This window comes from Streptomyces sp. NPDC002734, assembly GCF_040295685.1.
Classification (GTDB): domain Bacteria; phylum Actinomycetota; class Actinomycetes; order Streptomycetales; family Streptomycetaceae; genus Streptomyces.
Genome location: NZ_JBEOVU010000001.1, coordinates 91,896 through 105,329 on the forward strand (window position 1 = coordinate 91,896; position 13,434 = coordinate 105,329).

A 13,434-nucleotide genomic window follows, 5' to 3' on the forward strand; every position below is an offset into this window, starting at 1 on the left:
TGCGCCGTGGGACCGTCGCTCCAGGGTCGTGACCGGACGGCAGGGGACAGCAGCCCGGTCACCCAACAAAAACGGCCGGCTCCGGGGACGCCCGGAGCCGGCCGACGGGGCCGCCACCCACGGCCCCTGTCTGAGGGTTGGACTGCGGAGTCGCGGCAGAGCGGCCAGGACCGCTCCGCCTACCTGCACCGACCTCCGCCTACATCTCCGCCTACCTCCGCCTACCTCCGCCTACGCGGTGGTTCCCGCGGTCTCCACGGTTACTCGGTGGTCCCCGCGGCCTCCACCGCAGCCGGCGGGTCGACCGGGTCCGCCGGACCCACCGGGTCCGCCGGGGCGGCCGGCTTCGGCATGGTGACCTCGGGCGTCGGGGCGTCCGCCTTCGGCGGCACCGTCGGCATCCCCAGGAACGGCAGCTTCAGTGCGGCGAAGGCCTTCTCCGGCACCACCGGAGTCCGCGGCGGCACCGCCGACAGCCGCCGATACGCCTCACCCTGCGCCGGCCGCGGGTCGGCCTCGCCCTTGTTGGGCCAGAACGACATCGCCCGCTCGGCCTGTGCCGTGATGGTCAGCGACGGGTTGACGCCCAGGTTGGCGGAGACCGCCGAGCCGTCGACCACCGAGATCGCGGGGTGCCCGTACAGCCGGTGGTAGGGGTCGATGACGCCGGTCGCCGATGAGTCGCCGATGGGGCAGCCACCGAGGAAGTGCGCGGTCAGCGGCATGCCGGTGAGCTCGCCGATGTTGCTGCCGGCGAAGCCGTTGATCTCCTCCGACAGCAGGGAGGCCGCCTCCACCGCTGCCTTGATCTGCTTCGGGTTGGGCGCACCGTGACCCTGCCGTGCGGTGAGCAGCCCCTTGCCCAGGCCCTTGCGCTTGAGGTGGGTGGTGAGCGAGTTGTCGAGCGACTGCATGACCAGGCCGATGATGGTCCGCTCGGACCAGCGCCGGTTGGAGAGCGACCGCAATGTCAGCAGGGGGTGGCGCAGGGAGTTGCCCAGCCAGCCCAGCAGCCGCGCGGTGCCGGTGTCCTTGGCCGCGTACGGCACCTGGAGGACGGTGAGGGCGCCCATGGCGTTGGAGCCCTTGCCGTAGCGCACCGGCTCGATGTGGGTGTTCGCGTCGGGGTGGATCGACGAGGTGATGGCGACGCCCTTGGTGAAGTCCGCCTTGGTCCCTTCGCCGACCCGGCGGTAGCGCCGGTCGTCGGTCTGCGCTCCCACCAGCGCCTCGGAGTTGGTGCGGGTGAGCATGCCGAGCTTGCCGGAGATGTGCGGCAGCTGCCCGCCTTCCTTCATGCGGTGCAGCAGCGTCTGGGTGCCGTAGGTGCCGGCGGCGATCACGACCCGGCGGGAGCGCAGGACACGGCCGCGGTCGGCCCGCTTGCGGTCGGTGCCGGTGGTCTCGACGACGAGGCCGCCGTGGCCGTCCTCGGTGACGGACCGCACGGTGGTCATCGGGTGCACCGTCGCCCCAGCCTTCTCGGCGAGGTACAGGTAGTTCTCGTTGAGGGTGTTCTTGGCCCCGTGGCGGCAGCCCGTCATGCACTCGCCGCACTCGGTGCAGGCCTTGCGGGCGGGGCCGACCCCGCCGAAGTACGGGTCGGCGGCCTCCTGGCCGGGCTGCGCGGTGACGCTGCCGTCGGCGTCCTCGCCGTCGCCGAAGAACACGCCCACCGGGGCGAGGTGGAAGCTGTCGCCCACGCCCATCCGCTCGGCGGTCGCCTTCAGGTGGACGTCGGAGGGCGTCATGGTGGGGTTGAGCCGGACGCCGAGCATGCGCCGCGCCTGGTCGTAGTAGGGCGTCAGCTCGTCCTGCCAGTCCGTGATGTCCTTCCACTGGGGGTCCTCGAAGAAGGGCGTCGGCGGCACGTAGAGGGTGTTGGCGTAGTTCAGCGACCCGCCGCCCACGCCCGCGCCGGCCAGCACCATCACGTTGCCGAGCAGGTGGATGCGCTGGATGCCGTACATGCCGAGCCGGGGGGCCCACAGGAACTTCTTGAGGTCCCAGGAGTTCCGGGGCAGCGAGTCCCGGGTCCAGCGGCGGCCCGCCTCCAGGACGCCGACGCGGTACCCCTTCTCGGTGAGACGGAGCGCGGTGACGGAACCGCCGAAGCCGGAGCCGACGACGATCACGTCGTAGTCGTAGTCGTAGGGCGGACGGCCCTCGGTGCTGTCGGGAAGGCCGGCGGTCTTCTCCTGCGAAGCGTTCTCCTGCGACACGTGCGCGCTCCTCACTGAGAACGGTTGACCGGGAACGGTCAATAACCGGGACGGTCACGAACCCGGGCGGGCGGTGGATACGGCGTCGGTGAACTGCTGGGGCGTTGGACCGCCGGGGCGGTGGACCGCCGGGGCGGACGGTGGCCGCCCGGTGCGAGCAGGCGGCGGGCGGCGGGCGGGGCCGGTGGTCCGGGGACGCGGCCCCGCCCGGTGCGCGGTCAGCGGATGCGGAAGGCCTTCATCAGCTTCAGGCCGATGGTGAGCACGTTCGCGTACTGCTCGTCGCTCAGGCCGAACGACGGCGCCAGCGGCATCACCCGCTGCACGGCGACGGTCTGCGCCTCGGTGTACTTGAGGATGCCCTCGGAGCCGTGGCGGCGGCCGAGACCCGAGTCCTTCATGCCGCCCATCGGCGACCGGGCGCTCCCGTAGGCCGGGGCGAAGCCTTCGTTGATGTTGACGGTGCCGGTCTGGAGCCGGGCCGCGATGCGCCGTGCGCGGCGGGTGTCCTTGGACCAGACCGAGGAGTTGAGCCCGTACTCGGTGCCGTTGACCCGCTCGACGGCCTCGTCGGGGTCGCTGAAGCGGTAGACGGAGACGACCGGGCCGAAGGTCTCCTCGGAGCAGACCGCCATGGGGGCCTCGACACCGTCCAGGACGGTCGGCTCGTAGAAGTAGGGGCCGACGTCCGGCCGGGCGACGCCGCCGGTGAGCACCCGGGCGCCCTTGGCGACCGCGTCCTCGACGTGCCGGGTGACGGTCTCCAGCTGGCGCTCGCTGACCAGGGAACCCATGCCGGCGCCGTAGCCGATGAAGTTGCCCAGCCGTACCGCCCGGGTGCGGGCGACGAAGCGCTCGAGGAAGGCGTCGGCCACCGCCTCGTGGACGAAGAGCCGCTCGATGGAGATGCAAAGCTGGCCGGCGGTCGAGAAGCAGGCGCGGACGGCGCCCTCGGCGGCCTTGTCCAGGTCGGCGTCCTCCAGGACCACCATGGCGTTCTTGCCGCCGAGTTCCAGCGAGACGCCGACCAGGCGGGCAGCCGCGCGTTCGGCGACCTCGCGGCCGGTGCGGGTGGAGCCGGTGAACGAGACGTAGTCGGCGTGCCGCACCACCTCGGGTCCGACCACCGGGCCCTCGCCGAGGACGACCTGCCAGACGTCGGCGGGCAGTCCCGCCTCGATCAGCACCTCGCGCGCCCACAGGGCGGTCAGCGCGGTCTCGGTGTCCGGCTTCATCACCACGGCGTTGCCCGCCGCGAACGCGGGCAGCGCGTCGCCGACGGACAGCTCCAGCGGGTAGTTCCACGGGGCGATCTGGCCGATCACGCCGCGCGGGTGGCGCAGCTCCTCGACCTTGGTGAGCAGCGGCACCGCGCCCAGATGGCCCTTGGGGGCCAGGTAGGCGGGGGCCTTGCGTCCGTAGTGGCGGGCGGCCATGGCGACGGCCTGCAGCTCTTCGTGGGCGTGCAGGCGGGCCTTGCCGGTCTCGGCCTGGACGATGTCGAGGATCTCGCTCTGCCGCTGGAGCACCAGGTCGTGGAAGCGCAGCAGGACGGCGGCGCGGCGCCGTACAGGGACGGCGGCCCATGCCTTCTGGGCCACGCGGGCCCGTGCGAACGCCTCCTCGACCTCCGCCACGGAGGATTCCGGCAGCTCGGCGAGCCGTTCACCGGTGAACGGGCTGTGGTTGTACGTCCGGCCGGAGCCGGCCACGCCCTTGGTCAGCCTGGCCACCAGTTCCGGCGTGACCGCCTCCCCGACGGCACGCGCGCCGGACGGGGCGGCGGCCACCGGATTGGCGCCGACGCCGTTGTGGTCTGTCTCCCGTGCCTGCGAGGCCTGCGTGTCCGTCATGAGGCGCAGGGTATGACGGCCGAAACACTTTGGGTACCCATCGGTAACCCCCCTTCACGTCGTAATCACATTGTGCCAGTGATCGCTGGCACAAAAGCGCTGATCAGGGGTTGTGTGACGGGGGACGCGTCCGTAGAAGTCTTTTCGGCGGCAGGCCCGACATGTCAGGCCGGATCGAACTGCAGGGCCTCGATCACATGCCGCGCCACTTCCCTGCCGCGCTCGGTGACGTCGCCCTTGCCCGGATAAAGGATCACTGCCCGGTACATCTCGTTCTTGCTGTTCTCGTAGTAGAAGATCCGCATCTCGATCGGGCGCGGGTTGTTGTACTCGGTGCTCTTGAACCTGACCGTGTTCTCGGCGGCCGGGTGGCCCTGGTGCTCCCGATCGGCCGAGGTACGGGTCTCCGGCTTCTCGGGCATCTGGAAGTCGGACTCGCCGGACTTCGTGAACTGTTCGTTCTCCGCGTACATCTGGGCTTCCGGGCTGGCGGTGACCTCCTGAAGGGCGTTCTCACGGGAGTACCGCTCGACGAGCACCTCGATGACGCCGCTGGGGTCGGTGTACCTCACCCACTCCTCGTCGTCGTCCTCCTTCGGGTGGCTGACCTGGTAGGCGCCGGGGACGCTGACGGTGAGGCCGAGGGCCTTCTGCGGGCGCGGCTTCCAGTCGTCCGGCAGGGACCCGCCGAAGGGATCGGCGAGCACCAGCCAGGTCGCCAGCGCCGCGGCCACCACGGCGGCCACCGCGCCGAACAGCACCTTGCGCGGCACCCACACGCCGCCGGCGCGCGGGGACGCGGGACGCGGCGGGGCCGGCGGCGCCGGCGGACGCAGCGCGGCCTCCAGCAGGCGGCGCGCGCCCGCGTGGTCGAGCCGGTGCGCGGGGTCCTTGCGCAGCAGTCCGGTGATCACCTCGGCGAGCGGGCCGGGGACGCCGGTGGGCGCGGGCGGCTCCGCGTTGAGGACGGCCTGCAGGGTGGCCGGGACGTTGCTGCGGCGGAACGGCGAGACGCCCTGGGTCGCCGCGTAGAGCACCACGCCCAGCGACCACAGGTCGGAGGCCTCACCGGGGCGCTGCCCCAGCACCCGCTCGGGGGCGACGTACTCGGGGGAGCCGACGAAGGCGCCGGTGTCGGTGAGGCTGGTGTCGCCCTCGGCCTGGGCGATGCCGAAGTCGGTGAGCACGACCCGGTCGTGGTTGCCGAGCAGCACGTTCTCCGGCTTGACGTCCCGGTGCAGGATCCGCGCCGTGTGCACGGCCTCCAGCGCGCCGAGCACCTCGAGACCGATCCGGGCCGCCTCGGGGGCGCCGAGCGTGCCCTCCCGCAGGAGGTCGCCCAGGGAGCGGCCGCGCACCAGCTCCATCACGATCCACGGCCGGCCGTCGACCAGCGCCACGTCGTGGACGTTGACCACGGCGGGGTGGTCGGTGCGGGCGGCGGTGGTGGCCTCCCGCCGCATCCGGGTGTACAGGTTCTCCTGCTCGGCGGCGGGGAGATGGTCCGGGACCCGGGGTTCCTTGACCGCGACCTCACGGCCCACCGTCTCGTCCGCAGCCCGCCAGACGGTGCCCATGCCGCCGTGCCCGAGGCGGGAGAGCAGCCGGTACCGGCCCGCGATCAGCCGGCCCGCGCCGGGGTCCTGGGCGCCGGACTGCTGCGGCACCGCCTGGGTGGGCGTCTGCGGATGGGGCTGGGCCTGCGACGGGTACGGAGGAACCGGCCCGTGCGCCGCGGCCTGCTGCGGCATGGGCTGTACCGGAGGCTGCGACGCGGCGGCCTGAGACGCGGCGGCCTGAGACGCCTGCCGGTCGGCCTGCCGGTCCGCGGGGTGCGGCAGGTGCTGTTGCCCTGCCGCGTACGGTGACTGCGGCCGACCGGCCGCCCGGGGTGCGGGCGGCTGCAAGCCGTAGCTGGTCGGTTCCTCGGGCCGGTTTCCGGCTCCCCCGTTGCTGCTCATGACACATCCCTATCGCGGCGGACCCCCACGGGGCCACAGCCTGCGGAGGGTGGTCACACAGCCGTGACCGTCAGCGGACGTACTCGTAGGTCGCGGACGCCTGCTCGAAGAGCCTGGTCACCTGGTCCTTCTCCGCCTCGGGACCGCGCAGCTGCACCACGTGGTAGCGGCCGCCGTCGAGGATCGCCAGGTTGCGCACGAAGAGCTTGCGGCCCTGGTCGTCGGTCCAGGTGAACTCACCCTCGGCCATGACCTTGCCGCCCACCTCGATGCGGCGCAGCCCGCCGGAGCCGGCCCAGGTGGAGTCGCGGTAGGGCTGGAGCTCCGGCTCGTGCTCCTGCTGGTAGACCTGCGGGTCGCGGCCGTACTGCTCGGCGCTGTCCCGGCCCGGGACCACGATCAGCCGGAAGTCGCCCTTGGAGAACACCACCTGGCCCCGCCCGTTACGGGGCGCCCGCTGCCAGCCGCTCGCCACGGCGACCTGGAAGCCCTCGGGGTCCTTGCGCAGGGTGAAGCCCTCCGCCACCTCTCCGCCGGCCTCGCCGGTATCCTCGGGGGACTCCGCCGGAGCCTTCTTGGAGGGGGACGCGGACGGGGTGGGTTTCTCGTCCGGGTCCTTGGCCTCCCCGGAGTCGCCGGTGTCCTCGGTCGGCGTCGTGTCCGCGGGGAACGAGTTGCCGGAACGGTCCTGACCGCCCGCCTGCTCCCCGGACTTGGGCATGAAGAACATCGCGTAGGCGATCGCCCCGGCCAGCAGGAGCAGGACCAGGGTCAGCAGCGTCCGGCCGAGCTTGCGCGGCGAACGCTCGTGGTCCCGCGGCTCCGGACGGTCCATGTGGTCCATGCGGTCGACGCGCTCCGCGCGTGCGGAGCGGGCCGTCCGGTCCGCTCCGGCACGGCGGTGCCGGGCGCGCGATGCCGCCGCGTCGCGGCGTGCGTCACGACGGCGGCGCACCAGCTCGCCCTTGCGGCGCACCATCGGCAGGCGTTCCGGGTCGGCCGGTGGCAGCGCGACCAGGTGCGCGCCGGCCTCCGGCTCGGGCGCGGACCGCACGAGGGAACGCAGCCAGCCGCCGAGTTCCTCGATGTCGGGCCGGTCGGTCGGGTCCTGACGCAGCAGCGACTCCACGACGGGCCGCAGCGGGCCGCACTCCTCGGCGAACGCCGGGGGTTCGGAGCACACCAGCTGCACCAGCTCGGCGGTGGAGTCCTCGGGGTACGGGGCGTGTCCCTGGACGGCGCGGAACAGCAGCGCGCCCAGCGCCCACAGGTCCGTGGCGGGGCCGACGGGCGCGGCCAGCTGCCAGTGGTCGTGGACCGGGTGCGCCTGCTCGGGCGCCCACCGCTCGGTGACCGCGCCGACCACCGTCATCCGTGCCTGCCGGGCGCGTTCGGCGGCGAGGAGGGTCGCCGGACCCCGGCGCGGAGCGGAGGGCGCAGGCGCGGACGGCGCACCCTGCCCGGACGGAGGCACCGGCCCCCCGGACGAGGACGCGGACCCGGCCGAAGGCTCGAGTTCCGACGACGACGCCGGCTCGGGCAAAGCCGCGGGCATCGGTGCCGCGGGCGGCAGGGGAGCCGGGGCGGGCAGGTTGGGCAGGGGCTGCCGGGCCTGGAGCGGCACGGGAGCGATGGCCGGGCGGGACCCCGGCCCGGTGGAGGGCGGGGAGTCCGGTGAGGCCGGCCATGTCGCGGGCGCGCCGCTGCGGGGGGTCGCGCCGTGCCAGGCGGGGCGCCCCTGGACGCCGTAGGGATCCGCGATCCGGCCGGGCGGGTTGCCCTGTTCCTGCGAGCCGGACGCCCCCTCGACCGGCGTGCGCGCGCCCGGCAGCGCCGGACGGTCGCCGCCACGTTCCTGGACGACCTCCCGCTGGGCGGCGCGGGCCTCCTCCACCCGGGCGGCGGCCGCGCGGACACCGTCCCGGTAGGCGGCTGCCGAGCCCGACGAGGCTCCGCGCCCCGGCTCGCCGTTCGGCCCGGAACCGGCCGGTGCGGGCCAGTACGGCGGGACCGGGTTGGGGGACCAGCGGTCGGAGGAGGGTGAGGGGGCGGGCAGACCGGCGGCGGGAAGCGCACCGGCGGACGCCGACGCCTCGAGCTCCGTGCCACGGCCCTGAGCCCCGGCACCGTACGCCCCGGCCCCTGACGTCCCGGCACCGAACGTCCCGGCACCCGACGTCTCCGAGCGGTACGACCCGGCTCCGTACGCCCCTGCCTCGGACGTCCCGGTGCCGTACGCCCCGGCCTCGGCGCCGTACGCGCCGGCACCGTAGGTCTCGTGCCCGGCACCGGCCGTCCCTGATCCCGGCCCCAACTCGCGGGTGCCCGCACCGGCGTCGATCCCGGCGCCGCCGTCGGCCCCGAAGGTCTCGGGCTCCGCGCCGGGCGGTTCGGGGGCGTCCAGCGGCGGCGTCTCCGGCGGGACGGGGTCGTACCCGCAGAGCGCCTCCTCGGCGGCGCCGGCGGCGAGACCGGTGAGGACCACCCGCCCGTCCTCGCAGACCACGACGGTGCGCGGCGTGATGTTGCGGTGCACCCAGCCGTGACCGTGCAGTACCCGGATCGCCATCAGCAGGTCGGCGGCGACCTCGGCCGCGCGGTACGGCGTCAGCGTCCGCTCGGCGAGCAGGTCGCCCAGCGGACGCCCGGGCACCGCCTCGCCGACCACCCAGAGCGAGCCGCCCTCGGCGAACACGTCGTAGACCTGGTCGAGCCGGGGATGGTCGGCGAGCCTGGCCGCCTCCCGGGCGGCCTCCAGCGCGCGCCGCACCGCCGGCTCGACCGGCTCCCCGCCCTCGCGGCCGCCGCGCCCCTGGGCCGCGCTGTACCCCTCGGGCAGGCCGTCCGCGTCGAGCACCTCGGCCTCGACGACCTCGGGCAGCGGGATCTGACGGACCCGCACCTCCTGCCCGCTGTACGTGTCGAACGCCAGGCTCTCGGCGAGGTCGTAGCGGTCCTCCCCGGACGGGTGCACGGGCAGGCGATAGCGATCGGCGAGTATCCGTCCCGCGTAGTCGTCCACCACACCCTCCCCGCTCCGCCCGGCCGGTCAAATCCGTTCGGTGTGCGCCGCGTTCCGGCCGTTCTGCCGTATGCGTACGGTCCGCGCTGGTTCACGATACGTGCCATGGCCGACACATGCCGCTCGGATGCGACAACCGGCCGTGCCACGATTGCGCGCGCTCAGGACTTCGGCTTGAAGGTGGCGGCCAGGGTGGCCCAGGTCTTCTTGCGCAGCTCGCCGTCCCAGTCGGCGGCCGGCGTCGTGTACATGAGCGCGTAGCCCTGGGTCGGACTCACCACGAAGCCGCGGTCGACGGTGCGCTGCTTGGTGCCGCTCCCGTCGACGTAGGTGAACTCCCAGTCGGCCGCCTCCCAGCCGCGGTAGTCCACCCCCACTATCCGGATCCGCCGGTACTGGTCGCGCACCATGGACTTCTCCAACTGCTTCCAGTCGGCGACCGCGTCGTCCTTGGGGGTGCTGGTCCAGCCGATCAGCAACTGCTGGCCGTCGGGGCCGGAGAAACGGTCGCCGGCCGGGGAGGTGGAGCGGTAGCGCCAGCCGGAGGGGAGGCCGACGGTGTACCCCTGCGCCGCCCGGTAGGTGGTCGTCTTCAGGAGGTCGTCGCTCTTGCCGGACCCCTTGCCCTTGTCCTCGCCGCCCTTGTCGTCGCCCTTGTCGTCGCCCTTGCCGCCCTTGTCGTCCTTCGCGCCGTCGTCGGCGCCCGAGGAGGCGGTGTCGCCGGGCTCGTCGGAGGCGTCGGCGGAGCCGCTCTTCCTCCCGCCCGGATCGGGCTCGCCGCTGGCGGCCACGTCGCCCCTGCCGGGCTTCTCCGAGTCCCCGCCGAGCGTGTTGACGAGCACGGCGATCAGCAGCACGAGGGCCGCCACCACGGCGACGGCGACCAGCACCGACTGCCGGGAGAACACGTCGCCCAGCGAGCCGCGGGGCTTCACGGGCCCGGACGGGGCGGGCCGCTCCGCCATGTCGGAGGGCGTGCTCATCAGGGGCCAGCCCGGCCGGGCGGCCGGGGTGTCGGTCGGCGTGGCGGCCGGAGCCGGCGCCGAGGCCGCGGCACCGGAGGCCGAGGAGGCGCCGGAGGCGGAGGAGGCGGCGGGCGTGTCGGTCGGCGTGGACGCGGCCCCGGCGGCAGCACCCGCGGCCGCCCCGGCGGCGCCTGCGGCTCCGGCCGCCCTAGCGCCCGGTCCGGCGGCGGGCCGCGGCGTGGTGCCGGTGACGGGCAGCGCGGCGGAGCCCTTGCGCTCCTCGGGCAGCGGGACGGTCCGCACGGCGTCCGCGGGGGTGGACTCGGCCTCGGCTGCCGTCCCGGAGAGCACCGCGCCGAGCAGTGCCCGCGCCTTGACGTCGTCCAGCCGCTTGGCGGGGTCCTTCTCCAGCAGGCCGTAGATGACCTCGCGCAGCGGCCCGGCGTGGCGCGGCTCGTCGACCGGCTCGGTCATCACCGCGGTGAGCGTGGCGATGGCGGATCCCTTGTCGTACGGCGGCACGCCCTCGACCGCGGCGTACAGCAGGCCGCCCAGCGACCACAGGTCGGCGGCGGGCCCCGGCTTGTGCCCGCGGGCGCGCTCCGGGGAGATGTAGGAGGGCGCGCCGACCAGCATGCCGGTGGAGGTGAGCGAGGGGTCGCCCTCGATCTGGGCGATGCCGAAGTCGGTGAGCACGACCCGGCCGTCCTCGGACATCAGCACGTTGGACGGCTTCACGTCACGGTGCAGGATGCCCTCGCGGTGCGCGGAGCGCAGCACGTCCAGGACGGCGAGGCCGACCTCGGCGGCGCGGCGGGGGTTGAGCGTGCCGTCCTCGCGGATCACCTCGGCGAGGGACTTGCCGTCGACCATCTCCATCACGATCCACGGGCGGTCGTCCTCGTCGACCACGTCGTAGACCGTCACCGCGCTGGTGTTGCGGATGCGCGCGATCGCCTTGGCCTCGCGCAGGGTCCGGGTGATCAGCCTGCGCTTCTCGTCGTCGTCGATGCTGACCGGGAACCGCAGTTCCTTGACCGCGACCGTCCGGCCCAGCGTCTCGTCCTTGGCCCGCCAGACCGTGCCCATGCCGCCTCGGCCGACGACCGACTCCAGCCGGTAACGACCGGCGAGGAGACGTCCGGTCCTGTCCTGACGAGGTGTCCCCGCCCGCTCCGTCTCCGACATGCGTCCCCTCATGCAACCCGCCCTGACAGAGCCTCCATTGTCCCTCACCCGACCAGCGGGCGGGTCGCCGGGTGCCCGGTGAACCCGTGTGCCGTGCTTGCCCGATGACGGGCTGCCACCACACGTCTACCCGCTCACCCGGCCACCCTCTCCACTCTTCTTCGGGCCCGCGCGGTTCCCGCTCAGGAACGGACGATGTCGGGGGCCCCGAGCCGCGCGGCGTCGGCCGTGAGGTCGTCCGGCTGACGCTGCGACTCCCGCTCCGCCTCCACCCGCTTCTCGTAGTGCTCGATCTCGCGTTCCTTCTTCTCCTCGTCCCAGCCGAGCACCGGCGCCATCAGCTCCGCCGCCTCCCGCGCGCTGCGGGTGCCCCGGTCGAAGGTCTCGATGGAGATGCGCGTCCGCCGGGTCATCACGTCGTCGAGGTGCAGCGCCCCCTCGTGGGTGACCGCGTACACCACCTCGCCCCGCAGGTAGTCGTCCGCGCCGCCCAGCGGCGTGCCCAGCGACGGGTCCTGGGCGATCAGCTCCAGCACCTCCTCGGCCAGCGAGCCGTAGCGGTTCAGCAGGTGCTCCACCCGCACCACGTGCAGGCCGGTGCGGGCCGCGATCCGCGCCCGGGCGTTCCACAGCGCCCGGTAGCCCTCGGCGCCCACCAGCGGGATCTCCTCGGTCACGCAGGGCGCGACCCTGCGGTCCAGCCCGTGCACCGCGGCGTCGACCGCGTCCTTGGCCATCACCCGGTAGGTCGTGTACTTGCCGCCGGCCACCACCACGAGGCCCGGCACCGGGTGGGCCACCGTGTGCTCCCGGGACAGCTTGCTGGTGGCCTCCGACTCGCCGGCCAGCAGCGGCCGCAGGCCGGCGTAGACGCCTTCCACGTCGTCGCGGGTGAGCGGCACCGACAGCACCGAGTTGACGTGTTCCAGCAGGTAGTCGATGTCGGCGCTGGAGGCGGCCGGGTGCGCCTTGTCGAGGCTCCACTCGGTGTCGGTGGTGCCCACGATCCAGTGCCGGCCCCAGGGGATGACGAAGAGCACGGACTTCTCGGTCCGCAGGATCAGCCCCGTCGCGGAGTGGATGCGGTCCTTGGGGACGACCAGGTGGATGCCCTTGGACGCCTTGACGTGGAACTGGCCGCGCTCGCCGACCATCGCCTGGGTGTCGTCCGTCCACACGCCGGTGGCGTTGACGATCTGCTGGGCGCGGATCGCGTACTCGCCGCCGCCCTCCAGGTCCGTCACCCGGGCGCCCACCACCCGCTCGCCCTCCCGCAGGAACCCGGTCACCCGCGTGCGGTTGGCGACCTGGGCCCCGTAGGCGGCGGCCGTGCGCACCAGCGTGGCGACGTAGCGCGCGTCGTCCATCTGGGCGTCGTAGTACTGAAGGGCGCCGGTCAGCGCGTCCTTGCGCAGGCAGGGCGCGATGCGCAGCGCGTGACGGCGGGTCAGGTGGCGGTGGCCGGGCAGGCCCCGGCCGTGGCCGCGGGCCAGGGACATGACGTCGTAGAGCGCCACGCCCGTCCCCGCGTAGGCACGCTCCCAGGCCTTGTGCTGGAGGGGGTAGAGGAAGGGCACCGGTTTCACCAGATGGGGCGCCAGCCGCTCCAGGAGCAGGCCGCGCTCCTTCAGCGCCTCCCTGACCAGGGCGAAGTCCAGCATCTCGAGGTAGCGCAGCCCGCCGTGGACGAGCTTGCTGGACCGGCTGGAGGTACCCGAGGCCCAGTCCCGCGCCTCGACCAGGCCCGTCACCAGCCCGCGGGTGGCCGCGTCCAGCGCGGTGCCGGCCCCGACCACCCCTCCCCCGACGACCAGGACGTCCAGTTCCCGTTCGGCCAGGGCCGCCAGGGACTCGTCACGCTGCTCCGGCCCGAGTGTCGCTGTCCTCACCGCTGCCTCCCACGCTGTGGTCGTGTTGCTGCCGGTCGAACTGGGTGGGTCACCCGTGCTGATCGATTCTCACCGCCCGGCTGCGGATCGGCCACCACCCGTCCCCGGCCTGTGGACAACCTCCCCGGCATCGCCGCACGTCACGGGCGGCCCGTCACTCCTGAGGCTGATCCGCGTGATCAACACGCGCACGTCGTCCACAATCCCGCATAACGGTCATATTTACTCCTAGTCTGACAGTGCGTTCACATCGGGGGATATCCCCCGGACCGCCGGTCCCGCTCGGCCGGAGGGGTCTCCCGGGTGGCGCACCTGTCCCCCTCCGGCTATCGGG

The 13,434-nt window shown here is 73.6% G+C and carries 6 protein-coding genes; all 6 read right to left on the reverse strand.

The window, feature by feature from the left end; translation table 11 throughout:
- Positions 1-260: 260 nt before the first annotated feature.
- The gene (locus ABT026_RS00375; protein ID WP_351110576.1) at positions 261-2,222 is read right to left on the reverse strand and encodes a GMC oxidoreductase; all 1,962 of its coding nucleotides are present in this window, start codon (positions 2,220-2,222) and stop codon (positions 261-263) included.
- Between the two features lie 218 nt (positions 2,223-2,440).
- Positions 2,441-4,075, reverse strand: a complete 1,635-nt coding sequence (locus ABT026_RS00380; RefSeq protein ID WP_351110578.1) for a succinic semialdehyde dehydrogenase — start codon at positions 4,073-4,075, stop codon at positions 2,441-2,443.
- A 164-nt stretch (positions 4,076-4,239) separates the two neighbouring features.
- Entirely contained in the window at positions 4,240-5,826 is a 1,587-nt protein-coding gene (locus ABT026_RS00385) for a serine/threonine-protein kinase (RefSeq protein ID WP_502967867.1), read from the reverse strand.
- Between the two features lie 280 nt (positions 5,827-6,106).
- Complete coding sequence (locus ABT026_RS00390; RefSeq protein ID WP_351110582.1) at positions 6,107-9,058, reverse strand: serine/threonine kinase C-terminal domain-containing protein; 2,952 nt, start codon at positions 9,056-9,058, stop codon at positions 6,107-6,109.
- A 161-nt stretch (positions 9,059-9,219) separates the two neighbouring features.
- Entirely contained in the window at positions 9,220-11,211 is a 1,992-nt protein-coding gene (locus ABT026_RS00395; RefSeq protein WP_351110584.1) for a serine/threonine-protein kinase, read from the reverse strand.
- 182 nt (positions 11,212-11,393) lie between these two features.
- Positions 11,394-13,100: a glycerol-3-phosphate dehydrogenase/oxidase gene (locus ABT026_RS00400; RefSeq protein ID WP_351110586.1), complete on the reverse strand. Its 1,707-nt coding sequence runs from the start codon at positions 13,098-13,100 to the stop codon at positions 11,394-11,396.
- Positions 13,101-13,434: the final 334 nt, after the last annotated feature.